The sequence below is a fragment of the Streptomyces sp. NPDC050528 genome (assembly GCF_044457795.1).
GTDB lineage: Bacteria > Actinomycetota > Actinomycetes > Streptomycetales > Streptomycetaceae > Streptomyces.
In genome coordinates, this window is the sequence record NZ_JBITHH010000008.1 from 165,421 (window position 1) to 183,422 (window position 18,002).

Annotated in this window: 14 protein-coding genes; 13 read left to right on the forward strand and 1 reads right to left on the reverse strand. The window is 72.2% G+C overall.

Going from position 1 to position 18,002, the window contains the following annotated elements; genetic code table 11:
- The first annotated feature begins 36 nt into the window (after positions 1 to 36).
- From ACIBK4_RS27440 to ACIBK4_RS27460, 5 genes are all read left to right on the forward strand, one after another.
- The gene (locus tag ACIBK4_RS27440; RefSeq protein ID WP_398999208.1) at positions 37 to 942 is read left to right on the forward strand and encodes a DMT family transporter; all 906 of its coding nucleotides are present in this window, start codon (positions 37 to 39) and stop codon (positions 940 to 942) included.
- A gap of 85 nt (positions 943 to 1,027) precedes the next feature.
- The gene (locus ACIBK4_RS27445) at positions 1,028 to 1,417 is read left to right on the forward strand and encodes a ribonuclease domain-containing protein (RefSeq protein ID WP_398998565.1); all 390 of its coding nucleotides are present in this window, start codon (positions 1,028 to 1,030) and stop codon (positions 1,415 to 1,417) included.
- A gap of 161 nt (positions 1,418 to 1,578) precedes the next feature.
- Complete coding sequence (locus ACIBK4_RS27450; RefSeq protein ID WP_398998567.1) at positions 1,579 to 2,835, forward strand: histidine kinase; 1,257 nt, start codon at positions 1,579 to 1,581, stop codon at positions 2,833 to 2,835.
- Positions 2,836 to 2,931: 96 nt separating this feature from the next.
- Positions 2,932 to 3,612: a response regulator gene (locus ACIBK4_RS27455; protein ID WP_398998569.1), complete on the forward strand. Its 681-nt coding sequence runs from the start codon at positions 2,932 to 2,934 to the stop codon at positions 3,610 to 3,612.
- 66 nt (positions 3,613 to 3,678) lie between these two features.
- On the forward strand, positions 3,679 to 4,863 hold the full coding sequence (locus tag ACIBK4_RS27460) for a cytochrome P450 (protein ID WP_398998572.1): 1,185 nt from the start codon (positions 3,679 to 3,681) through the stop codon (positions 4,861 to 4,863).
- A gap of 153 nt (positions 4,864 to 5,016) precedes the next feature.
- On the opposite strand, the gene ACIBK4_RS27465 is transcribed toward ACIBK4_RS27460, so the two are convergent.
- Positions 5,017 to 6,033, reverse strand: a complete 1,017-nt coding sequence (locus ACIBK4_RS27465; protein ID WP_398998574.1) for a Gfo/Idh/MocA family oxidoreductase — start codon at positions 6,031 to 6,033, stop codon at positions 5,017 to 5,019.
- A gap of 130 nt (positions 6,034 to 6,163) precedes the next feature.
- Here ACIBK4_RS27465 and ACIBK4_RS27470 point away from each other — a divergent pair, with 130 nt between their 5' ends.
- The 8 genes from ACIBK4_RS27470 to ACIBK4_RS27505 all read left to right on the forward strand — a co-directional run bounded on the left by ACIBK4_RS27470 (position 6,164) and on the right by ACIBK4_RS27505 (position 17,997).
- Positions 6,164 to 6,901 (forward strand): GntR family transcriptional regulator, encoded by a 738-nt coding sequence (locus ACIBK4_RS27470; protein WP_366430190.1) that lies wholly within the window; start codon positions 6,164 to 6,166, stop codon positions 6,899 to 6,901.
- Positions 6,902 to 7,130: 229 nt separating this feature from the next.
- Positions 7,131 to 8,279, forward strand: coding sequence for an ROK family glucokinase (locus ACIBK4_RS27475; RefSeq protein ID WP_398998576.1), 1,149 nt, complete (start codon positions 7,131 to 7,133; stop codon positions 8,277 to 8,279).
- Positions 8,276 to 8,857 (forward strand): sugar kinase, encoded by a 582-nt coding sequence (locus tag ACIBK4_RS27480; protein WP_398998578.1) that lies wholly within the window; start codon positions 8,276 to 8,278, stop codon positions 8,855 to 8,857. Before ACIBK4_RS27475 ends, ACIBK4_RS27480 begins: the two co-directional genes overlap by 4 nt.
- Positions 8,858 to 8,954: 97 nt before the next feature.
- On the forward strand, positions 8,955 to 11,789 hold the full coding sequence (locus ACIBK4_RS27485) for a DEAD/DEAH box helicase (protein ID WP_398998580.1): 2,835 nt from the start codon (positions 8,955 to 8,957) through the stop codon (positions 11,787 to 11,789).
- A gap of 1,511 nt (positions 11,790 to 13,300) precedes the next feature.
- Positions 13,301 to 14,935: an SWIM zinc finger family protein gene (locus tag ACIBK4_RS27490; RefSeq protein ID WP_398998582.1), complete on the forward strand. Its 1,635-nt coding sequence runs from the start codon at positions 13,301 to 13,303 to the stop codon at positions 14,933 to 14,935.
- 214 nt (positions 14,936 to 15,149) lie between these two features.
- The gene (gene pcaC / locus ACIBK4_RS27495) at positions 15,150 to 16,439 is read left to right on the forward strand and encodes a 4-carboxymuconolactone decarboxylase (protein ID WP_398999211.1); all 1,290 of its coding nucleotides are present in this window, start codon (positions 15,150 to 15,152) and stop codon (positions 16,437 to 16,439) included.
- A gap of 106 nt (positions 16,440 to 16,545) precedes the next feature.
- A complete protein-coding gene (locus ACIBK4_RS27500) occupies positions 16,546 to 17,187 on the forward strand; it encodes an MBL fold metallo-hydrolase (protein WP_398998584.1) in 642 nt (213 codons plus the stop codon).
- A gap of 30 nt (positions 17,188 to 17,217) precedes the next feature.
- A complete protein-coding gene (locus ACIBK4_RS27505) occupies positions 17,218 to 17,997 on the forward strand; it encodes an exodeoxyribonuclease III (protein WP_398998586.1) in 780 nt (259 codons plus the stop codon).
- Positions 17,998 to 18,002 lie beyond the last annotated feature (5 nt).

The following is an 18,002-nucleotide window of genomic DNA, read 5'->3' on the forward strand; positions in this document are numbered from 1 at the left end:
TCCACCTCTTCGCCGGAGACCGGGAGAGCCGCCCCCATGTCCTCGATCGCCGTACCGCGCGCCGTCGCACCCCGCCGAGCCTGGCTCACCGACCTGCCGCTCCTGCTGGTCGCGGTGGTCTGGGGCGCCAGTTATCTCGCCGCCAAGGACATCACCACGGCCCGTACGGTCCTCGCCGTCCTGGTCCTGCGCTTCGCCCTCGTCCTGCCCGTCCTCGCGGTCGTGGGCCACCGCTCGCTGCGCGCCCTGACGGCCGCCCAGTGGCGCGGCGCGGCCCTCCTCGGGCTGATCCTCGCCGGGATCTTCCTCCTGGAGACCTACGGCGTCGTCCACACCTCGGCGACCAACGCGGGCCTCATCATCAGCCTCACCATGATCTTCACCCCGCTCGCCGAGTCCGCCGTGACCCGCACCCGGCCCTCCCGGGCCTTCCTCGGCGCGGCGGCCCTCTCCGTGCTCGGCGTGCTGCTGCTGACCCAGGGCGCGGGCTTCTCCCGCCCCTCCCTGGGGGACCTCCTCATGCTGCTGGCGGCCCTCGCCCGCACCCTGCACGTCCTCGCCATGTCCCGCACCAAGGCGGTCCAGGGCGCCGACGCGCTGCCCCTGACCACCGTCCAACTCGCCACCGCCGTCGCGGTGTTCGCGGTCCTGTCGACCGGCGCCGACACCACACCGTGGGCGACGGCCGCGGACTTCGGGCCGCGCGAGTGGGCCGGGCTGCTGTTCCTCTCCGTGTTCTGCACCCTGTTCGCCTTCTTCGTGCAGATGTGGGCCGTACGCCGGACCTCGCCCTCCCGCGTCAGCCTGCTGCTCGGCACCGAGCCCCTGTGGGCCGCCGCGGCCGGTATCGCGCTGGGCGGCGAACGGCTCGGCGCGTTCGGGCTGGCGGGCGGCGTGCTCGTACTTGTGGGGACCGCGTGGGGACGCGGGGCCGCACGTTAACTCCCGGAAAACTCATCGGACTTGACGGGAAAATCTGCAGAGTTGTCATTGACATGCCACTGTCTACGCGCGTCATCATGGACCCATGAGATTCCCCCCACGCGCCACTCGCATCGGAGCCGCAGCCGCTCTCCTGTCCGCCCTCGTCGTGGGCGGCACCGTCGCCACCGTGACTCCGGCCGCCGCCGCGGTCGGCAGCATCTGCTACAGCGACCTGCCCTCCCAGGCCTACGACACGCTCGACCTGATCGCGTCGAACGGCCCCTTCCCCTACTCGCAGGACGGTGTCGTCTTCCGGAACCAGGAAGGGGTCCTGCCCTCGCAGTCGTCGGGCTACTACCACGAGTACACGGTCAAGACGCCCGGCTCGTCCACGCGCGGAGCTCGCCGGATCGTCACCGGTGAGAAGTCCCAGGAGGACTACTACACCTCGGACCACTACGTCACGTTCGACCTGATCAACTTCGGCTGCTGAGCCGAACGACCAGCTGCACCACGGTTCGCCCCTCGCCCCGCGGCTCCCCCCACGATCATGGGCCGCGGGGCGAGGCATGTCCGCCGAAAGTCTTCGACGGCGCGACTTTGGTCGCCGTTCCCCCGCGCGGGGTGGGTCGCCGGGCCCGGTCCCGCATAGATTTGTCGACCGTGACCGGAGACAGGACCGCGCAGGTACCGCAGGCGTTCGCGGGGCGCCGATGGCTGCTGCCGTCCGCCGTGGCCGACGAACTCGATCCCGACGTCGAACGGCGCGGACGGCCCCGCCGTACCGCCCGCGACTGGGTCGTCGACACCTGCTGCTTCCTGCTGGCGGTCGGCATCGGACTCGCGGCCGCGCAGACCCTCGACAGCGACGCCGCGACCCCGCACTCCCTCGCCGTCGTCGACCAGCTCTTCGGGGTCCTCGCCTGCGGCGCGGTGTGGCTGCGCCGCCGCTGGCCGGTCGGGCTGGCGATCGCGATGATCCCCGTCGGCTTCGTGTCGAACACGGCGGGCGGCGCCGCCATGGTCGCCGTGTTCACGCTCGCCGTGCACCGCCCCTTCCGCTACGTCGCCTGGATCGGAGGTATCCAACTCGCCCTGGCCCCGCTGTTCTTCTGGCTGCGACCGGACCCCGATCTGCCGTACGCCGGCGCGGTCGTGTTCACCGAACTGCTCACCCTCACCGTCATCGGCTGGGGCATGTTCGTCCGCTCCAAGCGGCAGCTCATGCTGAGCCTGCGCGACCGCGCCCGGCGCGCCGAGACGGAGGCGGAACTCCGGGCCGAGCAGGCCCAGCGGCTCGCCCGCGAGGCCATCGCGCGCGAGATGCACGACGTGCTCGCGCACCGGCTGACCCTGCTGAGCGTGCACGCCGGCGCGCTGGAGTTCCGCCCGGACGCGCCCCGCGAGGAGGTCGCGCGGGCGGCCGGTGTCATCCGGGAGAGTGCCCACGAGGCGCTCCAGGACCTGCGGGAGATCATCGGCGTCCTGCGCGCGGGCGAGCCCGACGACACGGCCCGCCCGCAGCCCACGCTCGGCGCCCTGGACGCGCTGGTCACCGAGTCCCGCGAGGCCGGCATGAAGGTCACCCTCGCCAACCGGGTCACCGACCCCGCCACCGTCCCCGCCTCGGTCGGCCGCACCGCGTACCGCCTCGCCCAGGAGGCCCTCACCAACGCCCGCAAACACGCCCCGGGCACGGAGGTCACGGTGACGGTCACCGGCGCCCCCGGCGACGGCCTGGTGATCGCCGTGCACAACCCGCCCCCGGAGGGCGAGGTGCCCCATGTCCCCGGTTCCGGCCAGGGGTTGATCGGCCTGACCGAGCGGGCGACGCTGGCGGGGGGACGGTTGGAACACGGCCCGCAGGAGGGCGGCGGGTTCCGGGTGCGGGCTTGGCTGCCCTGGGGGTGAGTCCCTTTCCGCACAAGGGGGTTGTGGGCTGCTCCGGGCAAGTCGCCGTACCCGCGTGCCGCCATCGCGGCGGCCGCCCATGGTTACGTAGCCCCCATGACTGCGATCAGACTGCTCCTCGTCGACGACGACCCGCTGGTGCGGGCCGGGCTGTCCTTCATGCTGGGCGGCGCCGCCGACATCGAGATCGTCGGGGAGGCGGCCGACGGCGGTGAGGTCGAGGAACTCGTCGACCGTGTTCACCCGGACGTCGTCCTCATGGACATCCGCATGCCGTCGGTGGACGGACTGACCGCCACGGAGCGGTTGCGCGCCCGCGGGGACGCACCCCAGATCGTCGTCCTGACCACCTTCCACGCCGACGAACAGGTGTTGAGGGCCCTCCGCGCGGGCGCCGCCGGGTTCGTCCTCAAGGACACCCCGCCCGCCGAGATCCTCGACGCCGTACGCCGGGTCGCGGCCGGCGATCCCGTGCTGTCGCCCGCGGTCACCCGCCAGTTGATGGACCACGCGGCGGGCACCGCCACCGACACCCGTCGTGCACGCGCGCGTGCACGCGTCGCCGTCCTGGGGGACCGCGAACGCGAGGTCGCCGTCGCCGTCGGCCAGGGTCTCGCCAACGCCGAGATCGCCACCGGCCTGTTCATGAGTGTCGCCACCGTGAAGACCCACGTCTCCCGCATCCTGGCCAAGCTCGACCTCAACAACCGTGTGCAGATCGCCCTGTTGGCGTACGACGCGGGTCTGCTCGAAGAGGACGGGGAGAGCGGGCACTAGCGGCTGCCGCCGTCCGTTCCCACTGCACTGGGAGATCTCGGGGGGATCGTCCGGGAGGGGGAAGGCATGACCGAAGTGATCGATCTGGGGGAGTTCGGCGACGAGTTCCGGCGGAACCCGCATCGGGTGTACGCCATGCTGCGGGAGTCGGGCCCGGTGCACCGCGTACGGCTGCCGGTGCCGGACGCACACCACGTGACCTGGCTGATCGTGGGCTACGAGGAGGCGCGCGCCGCGTTGGCCGACCCTCGCCTGGCCAAGGACGGCGGCAAGATCGGGGTGACGTTCCTCGACGAGGAGCTGATCGGCAGGTACCTGCTGACCACCGACCCACCGGACCACACCCGCCTGCGCGGGCTGGTCACCCGCTCGTTCACGATGCGCCGGGTCGAGGAACTGCGCCCGCGCGTCCAGCGGATCACCGACGACCTGCTCGACACCATGCTGCCGGCCGGCCGCGCCGACCTCGTCGAGGCACTCTCCTACCCGCTGCCGATCACCGTGATCTGCGAACTCCTGGGCGTGCCCGAACTGGACCGCGCGGAGTTCCGCAAACTGTCCACGGAGGCGGTGGCGCCCACCAGTTCGGGCACCGAGTACGACGCGTTCGTACGGCTCGCCGAGTACCTGGGCGACCTGATCGAGGACAAACGCTGCGCCGGCCCCGGCGACGACCTCCTGAGCGACCTGATCCGCACCACCGCCGAGGACGGCGACCGGCTCTCCCCGCAGGAACTGCGGGGCATGGCCTTCATCCTGCTCATCGCCGGCCACGAGACCACCGTCAACCTCCTCACCAGCGGCATCCACGCCCTGCTGACCCACCCGGCCCAACTCGCCGCCCTGCGCGCCGACATGACCCTCCTCGACGGCGCGATCGAGGAGATGCTGCGCTACGAGGGCCCGGTGGAGAACGGCACGTTCCGCTTCGCCGCGGAGCCCCTGGAGATCGCCGGCATCTCGATGGAGCGGGGCGATCCGGTCATGGTCGGCCTGACCGCCGCCGACCGCGACGGGGACCGTTTTCCGGCCCCGGACCGCTTCGACATCCGCCGCGACGCCCGCGGCCACCTCGCCTTCGGCCACGGCATCCACTACTGCCTCGGCGCCCCCTTGGCCCGCCTCGAAGCCCGCACGGCGATACGCACCCTGCTGGAGCGCGCCCCCGCCCTCACCCTGGCCGGCCCGCCCGGCGACTGGCTCCCGGGCATGCTGATGCGCGGGATGCGGGCGCTGCCGGTGCGCTGGTAGAACGGCGACGCCGGGGAGTGGTGGTGGTGCCGGGGACCGACGACCGCGGGCGCCGAGCGGTCGGTCCTGCGCGCCTTGGTCGACTTCTGGTGGGCGCCCTTAAGGAAGCCCGCGACGACAAGCCCGCGGCGAGACGGCCGCTCGGCTGACGGCTCAGCTCACGTTCAGGCCGCCCGCGATCTCCGCGAGGCGGACCGGTCTGTGTTCGCGTCTGGACACTTCGCAGGCCTCGGCGATGCGCAGCGCCTGGAGGGCCTCGCGGCCGTCGCACGGGTTGGTGCGCTGGCCGACGACGACCTCGACGAAGGCGATCAGCTCGGCCTCGTAGGCGGGCCCGAAGCGCTCCAGGAAGCCCGTCCACGGCTTGGTCGCGGCCGGCGGGCCGGTCGGTTCGGTGGACGCGATCGGGGTGCGGTCGTCCAGGCCGACCACGACCTGGTCGAGTTCTCCGGCGAGTTCCATCCGGACGTCGTAGCCCGCCCCGTTCAGCCGCGCGGCCGTTGCGGTCGCGAGCGTGCCGTCGTCCAGGGTGAGGACCGCCGCGGCCGTGTCGATGTCACCGGCCTCGCGGAACATCGAGGGACCGGCGTCCGAACCGGTCGCGTACACGTCGACGACCTCGTGCCCGGTCACCCAGCGCAGCATGTCGAAGTCGTGGATCAGAGTGTCCCGGTAGAGCCCGCCGGAGATCGGCAGATAGGCGGCCGGGGGAGGCGTCTGGTCGGAGCTCGTCGCGCGGACCGTGTGCAGCCGTCCCAGCCGCCCCGAGCGCACCGCCTCACGGGCGCCCGTGTAGCCCGTGTCGAACCGGCGCTGGAACCCCATCTGAAGGATCGTTCCCGCCGTCTCGACCTCGGCGATCGCCTGCAATGAGCCCGGCAGATCAAGCGCGATCGGCTTCTCGCAGAACACCGGGAGCCCGGACCGCGCCGCCCTGCCGATTAATTCGGCGTGCGCCGATGTCGCCGTAGTGATCACCACGGCGTCCACGCCCCACTTGAAGATCTCCTCCGTACTCGGTGCCGCCGTTTCCCCCAGCCGGTTGGCCAGATCCTGGGCCCGTGCGGGGTCCACGTCCGTGAGGATCAGCGAACCGACCTCACGATGACGGCTGAGGGTCCTGGCATGGATGGTCCCGATGCGGCCCGTACCGATGACTCCGATGCGCATGGGAACAAACTGAGGGCCGACCAGGCACGCTGTCAATGCGTATGTCCGGACAATCGAACTACATCACTTCCCGTCAACCATTCACACAGCTACGCTCGGCCCCGTGCCGAAACCAGATGTGGACCCGACCGTGCCGCTCGAACTCAGCGTGGACCGGAGCAGCCCGGTGCCGTTGTACTTCCAGCTGTCCCAACAGCTGGAGGCCGCGATCGAACACGGCTCGCTCACGCCCGGCAGCCTGCTGGGCAACGAGATCGAACTGGCGGCCCGGCTCGGCCTGTCCCGGCCCACGGTCCGCCAGGCCATCCAGTCCCTGGTCGACAAGGGCCTCCTGGTGCGCCGCCGGGGCGTCGGCACGCAGGTCGTGCACAGCCAGGTCAAACGCCCGCTGGAACTCAGCAGCCTCTTCGACGACCTGGAGGCGGCCGGACAGCGCCCTGCCACGAAGGTCCTCGTCAACGCCGTCGTGACGGCCTCCGCCGAGGTCGCGGCGGCGCTCGGCGTGGCCGAGGACAGCGACGTACACCGCATCGACCGGCTGCGCCTCGCACACGGCGAGCCGATGGCGTACCTGTCCAACCACCTGCCCCTCGGCCTCCTCGACCTCGACACCGCCCAGCTGGAGGCCACCGGCCTGTACCGCATGATGCGCACCGCCGGCATCACCCTGCACAGCGCCCGCCAGTCCATCGGCGCCCGCGGAGCCACGGCGGAGGAAGCCGAACGCCTCGCCGAGCCCGAGGGTGCCCCACTCCTCACGATGCAACGCACGACGTTCGACGACACGGGGCGCGCGGTGGAGTTCGGCAGCCACACGTATCGGCCGACGCGGTATTCGTTCGAGTTCCAGCTGCTGGTGCGTCCCTGAGGGCAGCGGTTCGCCCGCGTTATTCGTCGTAATGTCCGGACAAATGAACCGGGCTGGCGCGCTTCCTGACCGGAGTGCGCTGGACGATTTATGCAGGGGGCTGCAACGAGGTCAAGGGCGCGGGGAACGGCGCGACCAGCCACAACGCACCCGCACAAGACAACAATCCGCACCCCCCTTAACGCCCCCGCACAGCACCCCCGGTCACGGTGAGGCAGAATCGGGCCCGATGAGCACCTACGGCAACTTCAGCGCCCCCATAGGCTCCCGCCGCGCGCCCGCGCTCCGTACCGTCGGCACCCGGGAGCGGCGTTCGCACCTGACCGCCCCCCGCGTGCCCACCGTCGGCATCGACATCGGCGGCACCAAGGTCATGGCGGGCGTCGTGGACGCCGACGGCAACATCCTGGAGAAGCTCCGCACGGAGACCCCGGACAAGTCCAAGAGCCCCAAGGTCGTCGAGGACACCATCGTCGAACTGGTCCTGGACCTCTCGGACCGGCACGACGTGCACGCCGTCGGCATCGGCGCGGCCGGCTGGGTCGACGCCGACCGCAACCGCGTCCTGTTCGCCCCCCACCTGTCGTGGCGGAACGAGCCCCTCAGGGACCGCATCACGAGCAGGCTCTCCGTGCCGGTCCTCGTGGACAACGACGCGAACACCGCCGCCTGGGCCGAGTGGCGCTTCGGCGCCGGCCGCGGCGAGGACCACCTGGTCATGATCACGCTCGGCACCGGCATCGGCGGCGCGATCCTGGAGGACGGCCAGGTCAAGCGCGGCAAGTACGGCGTCGCCGGCGAGTTCGGCCATATGCAGGTCGTGCCCGGCGGCCACCGCTGCGCCTGCGGCAACCGCGGCTGCTGGGAGCAGTACAGCTCGGGCAACGCGCTGGTCAGGGAGGCCAAGGAGCTGGCCGTCGCCGACTCGCCGGTGGCCTACGGGATCATCGAGCACGTCAAGGGGCAGATCGGCGACATCACCGGCCCGATGATCACCGAGCTGGCCCGCGAGGGCGACGCCATGTGCATCGAGCTGCTCCAGGACATCGGCCAGTGGCTCGGCGTCGGCATCGCCAACCTCGCCGCCGCCCTCGACCCGTCCTGCTTCGTGATCGGCGGCGGTGTCTCGGCCGCCGACGACCTGCTGATCGGCCCCGCGCGGGACGCGTTCAAGCGGCAGCTCACCGGCCGCGGTTACCGCCCCGAGGCCCGCATAGTGCGCGCCCAGCTCGGCCCCGAGGCCGGCATGGTCGGCGCCGCCGACCTGGCCCGGCTGGTCGCCCGCCGCTTCCGCCGCGCCAAGCGCCGCCGGGTCGAGCGGTACGAACGCTACGAGCGGTTCGCGGAGTTCCGGCGCGGCAGTCAGGACACGGCATGACCGCTTCGCTGCCCCGCCAGGCCATGCCCCACGACGAGCCGCCCCGACCACCCGAGGACCCCCGCCACAAGGCCCGCCGCCGAGCGCTCACCCTGCTCATCATCGTGCTGCTCATCGGCGTACCGGCCGTCTATCTGGCGATCTCCGCGAACCAGAGCCGCAACAGCGGCAAGGACAAGGAGGACAAGTACTCGGCGACCGGGCTCACCGTGGGCTGGCCCTCCAAGGTCCAGCGACGCCTCTACCAGGTACCGGTCCCGCACCCGGCCGAAGAGGTCGCCTTCTACGAGACCAACAACTGGAAGACCAGCCGCCTCTACGTCCAGTTCCAGACCACCGACGCGGGCCTGGACACCTTCCTCGCCGGGACAGACGTCGACCGGAAGACGCTGAAGAAGAACGACATCACCATCAGCGCCCGCGACCAGAAGATCACCGGCTGGAAGTTCACCCGCCCCGGCCCCTGGTGGGGCGTCGTCAACAAACAGAAGGACCCGGCCCCCACCCAGGACATCGTGGTGAACCTGTCCGACCCCAAGCTCCCCATGGTCTACGTCGTCTCCCGCACGGTTCCCTAGCAGGTGGCCCCGGCCGGTCGCCGGGGCCGATTGTCAGACCCCGCCCGTAGAGTCGAAGACAGCTGACACGACTGACGGGCGGGAGGTGACAGGACGTATGACGGACACGGCGATCACGGACCAGATCTTCGTACGGCTGGCCGCTGTCTTCCTGCCGTCCCCGGTCGTCCCGCGCGGGGGCCGCATCGCCTTCTGGGACCCGGACGGCGAGCGCGCACTCCCCGAAGCGGAAGAGGGCGTGGAACAGACCGAGCTGACCGTCGTACGGCGACAGGGCGCCACCGTCCGCCGCAGGTCCGCCCCCGCGCTGACCCTGCCGATCGAAGCGGCGCTGCCCCTGCTGGTGCGCGCCCGCCACGACCCCGCCGCCCATCCCGCCACGGCCTGCTGGGGCGCCGCCGCCCTGCACGCGCTACGGCTCGCGGCCCGCGGCCGACTGCTCCCCGGCCTCACCGCGTCAGGCCACGACGCGTGGCGCGCGGGCCCGCTGGAGCCGGAGGACATCGCGCACGTCCGCGCCGTGGCGGCGGCCCTGCCGTACGAGGGCCACGCGGTCCCGCTGCCCGGCCCGGGACCGCTCCGGCTGCCCGAGCCGGAAGCGCTGATGCGGTCCTTCCTGGACGCCGTCGCGGACACCCTGCCCCGCACCCCGGCCGCGCCGTACACCTCCGGGATGCCCTTCGCGGCCCGCGCCCCGCAGCGGTTGCGCGACGCCCAGGACTGGGCCGCCGAGGTCGCCGCCGGCATGGACGCGGGCGTGCGGATCTCGCTCCGCCTGGACCTGTCGGCGTACGACCTGTTCGACGAGGGAGGGCGAGTGCGCAGCGCGGGCGCTGCGATCGTCCAGGTGCACAGCCTCGCCGACCCGACCCTCGTGGTCGACGCGGCGGCCCTGTGGGCAGGCGCGGCCGACACCGCCTTCGGCCCCCGCGCACGCGTGGACGCCGCGCTGGCCGTACGCCGGGCCGCGCGCGTCTGGCCCCCGCTGGACCGTCTCTCCGAGCTGGACGTGCCCGATGTACTGGCCCTGTCCGAGGAGGAGTTGGGGGATCTGCTCGGCGTGGCGGCCACCCGGCTCGCGGCGGCCGGGGTCGCCGTCCACTGGCCCCGGGACCTGGCCCAGGACCTGACGGCGGCGGCCGTGGTCCGGTCGGCGCCGGGCTCGGCGACCGACGGCACGGGCTTCTTCGAGAGCGAGGAACTGCTCCAGTTCCGCTGGCAGTTGGCGCTCGGCGGCGACCCGCTCACCGAGGCCGAGATGGACATGCTGGCCGAGGCCCACCGCCCTGTCGTACGCCTCCGGGACCAGTGGGTGCTGGTCGACCCGGCCCTCGTCCGCAAGGCCCGCAAACGCGAACTCGGTCTGCTCGACCCGGTGGACGCGCTGTCCGTCGCGCTCACCGGCACGGCGGAGGTCGACGGCGAGACGGTGGAGGCCGTCCCGGTCGGCGCGCTGGCCACGCTCCGCGACCGCCTGACGGCAGGCATCCAGCCCGCAGAGCCGCCCCAGGGCCTGGACGCCACCCTCCGGGACTACCAACTCCGGGGCCTGGCCTGGCTGGACCTCATGACCTCCCTCGGCCTGGGCGGCTGCCTCGCCGACGACATGGGCCTCGGCAAGACGATCACCCTCATCGCCCTGCACCTGCGCCGGGACCACCGCGCCCCCACCCTCGTGGTCTGCCCCGCCTCCCTCCTGGGCAACTGGCAGCGGGAGATCACCCGCTTCGCCCCCGGGGTCCCGGTCCGCCGCTTCCACGGCACCGACCGCACCCTGGAGGACCTGACCGGCGGCTTCGTCCTCACGACGTACGGCACGATGCGCTCGGCCGCGTCCACGCTGGCCCAACAACCCTGGGGCATGGTCGTCGCGGACGAGGCACAGCACGTCAAGAACCCGTACTCGGCGACGGCGAAGGCCCTGCGCACGATCCCGTCCCCCGCGCGCGTGGCGCTGACCGGCACCCCGGTGGAGAACAACCTCTCCGAACTCTGGGCCCTGTTGGACTGGACGACCCCCGGACTCCTCGGCCCCCTGAAGTCCTTCCGCGCCCGGCACGCGCGTGCCGTGGAGAACGGCGAGGACGAGGAGGCGGTGACCCGGCTCGCCCGCCTGGTCCGCCCGTTCCTGCTGCGCCGCAAGAAGTCCGACCCGGGCATCGTCCCCGAACTGCCGCCCAAGACGGAGACGGACCACCCCGTCCCGCTCACCCGTGAACAGGCCTCGCTCTACGAGGCGGTGGTGCGGGAGTCGATGCTGGTGATCGAGACGACGGAGGGCATCGCCCGCAGGGGCCTGGTCCTGAAGCTCCTCACCTCCCTCAAGCAGATCTGCGACCACCCGGCGTTGTACCTCAAGGAGGACCACACGCCGGCCCAGTCCACTGGCGACCGCCTCGCCACCCGCTCCGGCAAACTCGCCCTGCTGGACGAGTTGTTGGACACGCTGCTGTCCGAGGACGGTTCAGCGATCGTCTTCACCCAGTACGTCGGCATGGCCCGCCTCATCACCGCCCACCTGTCGGCCCGCGCGATCCCGGTCGAACTCCTCCACGGCGGCACACCGGTACCGGAGCGGGAGCGCATGGTGGACCGCTTCCAGGAGGGCGCGACCCCGGTCCTGATCCTGTCCCTGAAGGCGGCAGGCACAGGCCTCAACCTGACCCGCGCGGGCCACGTCATCCACTTCGACCGCTGGTGGAACCCGGCCGTGGAGGAACAGGCCACCGACCGCGCCTACCGCATCGGCCAGACCCAGCCGGTCCAGGTCCACCGCCTCATCGCCGAGGGCACGGTCGAGGACCGCATCGCCGAAATGCTCGAATCCAAACGGGCGTTGGCAGACGCGATCCTCGGCTCCGGCGAGTCGTCGTTGACCGAGCTGTCGGACCGGGATCTGTCCGATCTGGTGTCGCTGCGGAGGCCGTCGTGACGGGGAGTGTGGGGCGGGGTCGGTTCCGTGGTGCCGAGGAGTCTCGTCGTGGGGCTGAGGTCGCGGAGGGGGCCGAGGTGACGGCGGAGGTGGAGCTGGAGGGCGAGCGGGGGTCGGACCTGGCGTCGGCGGGAGGAGTGGCGGAGGTGACGCGGCGCTCGGTGGACGGCGCGGCGGGGGTGCAGGTGGGCTCGGCGGGGGAGGTGCCGCGGGGTTCGGCGGAAGAAACGGTGGAGGCGGAGCGGCCCCTGGCGGGAGAGGCGTCGCAGGGTTCGGCGGACCAAATGCCGGAGGTGCAGCGGCACTTGGCGGGGGAGGGGCCGCGGGGCCTGGCGGAAGACATGGCTGAGGTGTTGCGGGGTCTGGCGGTCAAGGGGGCACGGGGCCAGGTGTCCGAAGCGTCGGCGGCAGAAGTGGTGGATGCGGAACGGCACTTGAGGGTGGAGGGGCTGCAGGGTTCGGCGGATGGAACTTCGGCGCATCGGCACCCTGCGGTGGCGGCATCGCAAGGTCTGACGGCGTCGCAAGGCCCGACAGGAGAAACAGCGGAGGCGGAGCGGTGCCTGGCGGTGGAGGCGTCGCAGGGTTCGGCGGACGAAATGCCCGAGGCGCAGCGGCAGTTGGCGGTCGAGGCATCGCGAGGTCTGTCTGGCGAAACAGCTGAGTCGCAGCGGCACCCGGCAGCGGAGGCATCACAGGACCCGGTGGAAGAAACGGCGGAGGCGCTGGGGGGCCCGGAGGCGCCGCAGAGTCCGGCCGACGAAACGCCGGAAGCGCAACGGCACTTGCCAGTGGAGGAGCGCCCCGCGGACGTAGTGCGGCGGGCGTTGCAAGCGGCCCGTGATCGTGAGGGCCAAGGGGTCGACGCGGAAGTCGCCGGGCCCCCGGAGTCTTCTCGTGTACCTAGGTCTTCTCGCGCACCGGGCGTGGACAGTACGGCAGTTGACAAGGCATCCGAGCCTCAGTCCCGGCCGGGGGACGTGGCGCGGGCCGCGCTGCGACGGGCCGTCGCTGAGCGGCGCGCTGTTGGCGCCTCGGGGGAAGATGCCCACGCGTCCGATGACGGTTCGATTCGGGATGCGGGAGCGAGTAGCCCGGGAGGTGGCGCCGGAGAAGGTGCAGCGGACCGGGTGCGGGGCCCGGTGCGGTCCGGGGCGGCCGTTCCGGACGCGGGAGTTGGTGAGACCGGTGAAGGTGACACCGATGAAGCAGGGCGGTTCGGAGACGCAACGGGGGACGAGTCGGCCGGCCTTCAGAGCTCGCCCACTCTTCAGAACTCACCCACTCCTCAGGACTCGGCGAACCTTCAGAAACCGACGGACGTTCAGGAACCGGCGACCGTCGCGGCCAGCGGTTCGGCACGGCCCGCGGATGCGGCGCGTGAGGCGTTGCGGGCGGCGCGTGGTGCGGCGCGGAAGGCTCGTGAGGACGTGGGGGCCGGGGGAGCGGAGTCGGTGTCTCGGCCGAGGTCTCGGGCGAGCGGTGGTTCCAGGGCCGAGGGACGCAGTGGTGTGCGTGGGCGTGCCGGTGAGGTCGGGGCCCGTGACCTGCGGGACTTCCTCGCGGGGGCCTTTCGGTTGCCGGCCGATGTGGAGCTGCCGGCCGGTGAGACGCCGTCCGCCGACGAGACCGTACCGGACAACGACCGCTCGACACCGGGGAGTTCGGACTCCGAGGCGTTGACCCCGAAGTCCGCCCCCACACCCGACCCCACCGAACACCCGTCACACCCCTCGGCCATCCCGCCCGAGTCGGCCCCTGTCGACCTGCCCTCTCTCCCCCTTTCCTTCCCCCTCCCCGCCCCCGACCTCACTCCCGCAACCCCCCGAACCCCTGCCTCCATGGCCTCCCCCTCCCGGGACAGCGACCTCCGCCGCACCTTCCCCGCCTTCTCACCCCGCCCCTCGGACAGACACGGCGGCAGCGACGGGAACGGAGACGGCAACACCAACTTCGCCGAAACCTGGTGGGGCAATGCCTGGGTCACCGCGTTGGAAGAAGGCGCCCTCGACCCCAAGCGGCTTGTGCGGGGCCGGAGTTACGCGGAGAAGGGACACGTCGACGCGATCACCGTCACGCCGGGGCTCGTGCTCGCGTACGTGCAGGGCAGCCGCGCGCGCCCGTACCGCGTGCAGGTGCGGCTGCGGACGCTGGACGACGCCGACTGGGAGCGGTTCCTGGACGCCGCCGCCGACCGGCCGGGGCACATCGCCGCGCTGCTCGACAAGGAGATGCCCAAGTCCCTTGCCGAGAGCGGAGTTCCGTTGCTGCCGGGGCCGGGCGACCTCGACCCCCGGTGCAGTTGCCCCGACTCCGGTCACCCCTGCAAGCACGCCGCCGCCCTCTGCTACCAGACCGCCCGCCTCCTCGACGCCGACCCCTTCGTCCTGCTCCTGCTCCGCGGCCGGGGCGAACGCCCGCTGCTGGACGCCCTGTCCCGCCGTAACGCGGCCCGCGCCGCCCGTGCCGCCCAGGAACAGGAACCGGCGCCCCTCCCCGGCGTAAGAGCCACGGACGTCCTCGTGGAGCGGGGGGAGCGCCGACTCCCGCCGCTCCCGCTCCCGTTGCCCGTCCCCCCGCACCCCGAGCAGCCGCCCGCATACCCGGCGGCGCCCGGCGGCCCGGACCCCTTCGCGCTGGACCAGTTGGCGACCGACGCCGCCGCCCGCGCGCACGCGCTGCTCAGCACCGGCCGTGACCCGGTCGGAGACCTGACGCTGTGGCAGGACGCGGTACGGCTCGCCGCCGCCCGCCCCGGTTCGGGGCTGACCGTGACCACCCGCGCTCTCTACGCCTCCCTCGCCAAGGCCACCGGCCGCACCGCGGCCGACCTCGCGCGCGCGGTCGCCGCCTGGCGGCAGGGCGGCATCGAAGGGCTCGCGGTGCTCGAAGAACCCTGGGACCCGCCCGCCGGCCGCTTCGACCGGGCCCGCCCCCTCCTCCTCGCCGCCGACCTCCCCGCCTTCCGCCCCTGGCACAACCACCTCACCCATCCCCACGGCCACGCCCAACTCCGCCTGGGCCAGGACGGCCTGTGGTACGCCTACGAATCCGAACCGGGCCACGAGGACTGGTGGCCCAGAGGCACCCCCGACCTCGACCCGGTCGGCGCCCTCACGGGCCTGGGCGCCCCCGGCGAACTCTGAGCCGCCGACGCACGACCAAGGAACCGCCGAGAGACCACCGAGAAACCCCCGAGAAACCACCGGGCGTTCCAGCGTGTCCTTCGACACAACCCCACCCGTATCCGGTGAAGGCGATGTGAGGGTTCCCCCCTGATGTGTGGGAGCAGAGTGGGGAGACCGGGGGCCCCACAGCCGGGTCGTAAGAAATGCCGGTTACGTTGGAGCGGTGAGCGACATGAAGACCCCCGCCCTCCAGTACCGCTTCGACGGCCCCGAAGACGCGCCCGTTCTCATCCTGGGCCCGTCGCTCGGGACGACGTGGCACATGTGGGACCGCCAGGTGCCCGAGCTGATGAAGCAGTGGCGGGTCTTCCGGTTCGACCTGCCCGGGCACGGCGGTTCGCCCGCGCACCCGACCGGCTCGGTCTCCGACCTGGCCGACCGCCTGCTGGCCACGCTCGACGCCCTCGGCGTGCACCGCTTCGGCTACGCGGGCTGCGCGCTCGGCGGCGCGGTCGGACTCGAACTGGCGCTGCGCCACCCGGAGCGGGTCGCCTCGCTGGGACTGATCGCCACCTCGCCCCGCTTCGGCACGGCCGACGAGTTCCGCCAGCGCGGGGTGATCGTGCGCACCAACGGGCTCGACCCCATCGCCCGGATGTCGCCCGACCGCTGGTTCACCAGCGGCTTCGCCGCGTCGCAGCCCGCGATCACCGAGTGGGCCGTCCAGATGGTCCGCACCACCGACCCCGGCTGCTACATCGCCGCGTGCGAGGCGCTGGCCTCGTTCGACGTCCGGTCCGAACTCGCCCGCATCGGCGTCCCGACCCTCGTCCTCGTCGGCTCCGACGACCAGGTCACCGGCCCCGCCGAGGCCCGCACCCTGGTCGCCGGCATCCCGGACGCCCGCCTCGCGGTCGTACCCGGCGCCTCGCACCTGGTCCCGGTCGAGCAGCCCGCCGCCGTGACGGACCTCCTCGTCCGGCACTTCTCCACCGCCTGGCAGCCCGTCTACGAGCACTCCACCGGGCAGTTCGCCATCGCGGCGCCCCCGGTCAAGCCGGTCCTCGCTCCGCCGCAGCCGATCGCGCCGATCGCCGAGATCGCGCCGCCGCCTCCGGTACCGCCCCAGGTCATGGGCCGTCCGGACCCCTACGACGCCGGGATCAAGGTCCGCCGCGAGGTGCTCGGCGACGCGCATGTGGACCGGGCGCTGGGGCAGGCCGACGAGTTCTCCGGGGACTTTCAGGACTTCATCACCCGGTACGCGTGGGGCGAGATCTGGGACCGGCCCGGCCTCGACCGACGTTCGCGCAGCTGTGTCACCCTCACCGCGCTGGTCGCGGGCGGCCACCTGGACGAGCTCGCCTTCCACACGCGCGCGGCGCTGCGCAACGGCCTCACCCCGGCCGAGATCAAGGAAGTGCTGATGCAGGCCGCGGTGTACTGCGGGGTGCCCGCGGCGAACAGCGCCTTCAAGGTGGCCCAGAAGGTCATCCGCGAGGAGACGACGCCGACCGAGTGACCATCGAGTGACCCCTGCGGAGTCCCCGTCGAGTGATCGTCGGCCTGGTACCGAAAGCACCAGCCTCACCCACCCGTCCGTCCCTCCGGGGCGGCAGGATGGACCCATGACGCTCACCACGCTCACCAAGAACTCGCACGCCTGCATCCGCCTGGAGAAGGACGGCCGTTCGCTCGTCATCGACCCGGGATCCTTCACCGAGGAGGACGCCGCGGTCGGCGCGGACGCGATCCTGGTCACCCACGAGCACGCCGACCACTTCAACGAGGACCGCCTGCGGGCCGGCCTGGAGGCCAACCCGGCGGCCGAGATCTGGACCCTGAAGTCGGTCGCGGACCAGCTCTCCGCCGCCTTCCCGGGCCGCGTGCACACGGTCGGCCACGGCGACACCTTCACGGCGGCGGGCTTCGACGTCCAGGTGCACGGCGAACTGCACGCCGTGATCCACCCGGACATCCCGCGCATCACCAACGTCGGCTTCCTCGTCGACGGCAGCGTCTTCCACCCGGGCGACGCCCTCACCGTCCCCGATCACGCCGTAGAGACGCTGATGCTCCCGGTCATGGCTCCCTGGAGCAAGATCTCCGAGGTCATCGACTACGTCCGCGAGGTCAAGCCGCAGCGCGCCTACGACATCCACGACGCCCTGCTCACCGACCTCGCCCGCCCGATCTACGACCACCAGATCGGCGCGCTCGGCGGCGCGGAGCACCTGCGGCTGGCGCCGGGGGACAGCGCAGCGGTCTGAGTGTCAGTGCCGCCCGGTAGGTTGTGAGGCATGCGCATCGCGACCTGGAACGTGAACTCGATCACCGCCCGTCTGCCGAGGCTCCTGGCCTGGCTGGAGAGCAGCGGCACCGACGTGCTGTGCCTCCAGGAGGCCAAGCTGGCCGAGGAGCAGTTCCCGTTCGACGCGCTGCGCGAGGCGGGCTACGAGGCGGCGGTCAACGCGACCGGCCGGTGGAACGGCGTGGCGGTGCTCTCCCGGGTCGGGCTCGACGACGTGGTCAAGGGCTTCCCCGGGGACCCCGGTTACGACGGCGTCCAGGAGCCCCGCGCCGTCGCGGCGACCTGCGGCCCGGTCCGCGTGTGGTCGGTGTACGTGCCGAACGGCCGCGAGGTGGACCACCCCCACTACGCGTACAAGCTCCAGTGGTTCGAGGCCCTCAAGGCGGCCGTCGCCGACGACGCGCAGGGCAGCCGCCCCTTCGCGGTGCTGGGCGACTACAACGTGGCGCCGACGGACGACGACGTCTTCGACGTGGCCGCCTTCGAGGGCCTCACCCACGTCACCCCCGCCGAGCGCGCCGCCCTGGCCGCCCTGCGCGACGCGGGCCTGTCGGACGTGGTCCCGCGCCCCCTCAAGTACGACCACCCGTACACGTACTGGGACTACCGCCAGCTCGCCTTCCCGAAGAACCGCGGCATGCGCATCGACCTGGTCTACGGCAACGAACCGTTCGCGAAGGCTGTCACCGACTCCTACGTCGACCGCGAGGAACGCAAGGGCAAGGGCGCCTCGGACCACGCACCGGTGGTCGTCGACCTGGACGTCTGACCCGA

Coding starts and splice junctions, on each gene's coding strand:
- ACIBK4_RS27445 (WP_398998565.1), top strand. CDS start 1,028: ATGAGATTCCCCCCACGCGCCACTCGCATCGGAGCCGCAGCCGCTCTC.
- ACIBK4_RS27465 (WP_398998574.1), bottom strand. CDS start 6,033: ATGCGCATCGGAGTCATCGGTACGGGCCGCATCGGGACCATCCATGCC.
- ACIBK4_RS27480 (WP_398998578.1), top strand. CDS start 8,276: ATGACCGCTTCGCTGCCCCGCCAGGCCATGCCCCACGACGAGCCGCCC.
- ACIBK4_RS27440 (WP_398999208.1), top strand. CDS start 37: ATGTCCTCGATCGCCGTACCGCGCGCCGTCGCACCCCGCCGAGCCTGG.
- ACIBK4_RS27475 (WP_398998576.1), top strand. CDS start 7,131: ATGAGCACCTACGGCAACTTCAGCGCCCCCATAGGCTCCCGCCGCGCG.
- ACIBK4_RS27500 (WP_398998584.1), top strand. CDS start 16,546: ATGACGCTCACCACGCTCACCAAGAACTCGCACGCCTGCATCCGCCTG.
- ACIBK4_RS27485 (WP_398998580.1), top strand. CDS start 8,955: ATGACGGACACGGCGATCACGGACCAGATCTTCGTACGGCTGGCCGCT.
- ACIBK4_RS27455 (WP_398998569.1), top strand. CDS start 2,932: ATGACTGCGATCAGACTGCTCCTCGTCGACGACGACCCGCTGGTGCGG.
- ACIBK4_RS27505 (WP_398998586.1), top strand. CDS start 17,218: ATGCGCATCGCGACCTGGAACGTGAACTCGATCACCGCCCGTCTGCCG.
- pcaC (WP_398999211.1), top strand. CDS start 15,150: ATGAAGACCCCCGCCCTCCAGTACCGCTTCGACGGCCCCGAAGACGCG.
- ACIBK4_RS27460 (WP_398998572.1), top strand. CDS start 3,679: ATGACCGAAGTGATCGATCTGGGGGAGTTCGGCGACGAGTTCCGGCGG.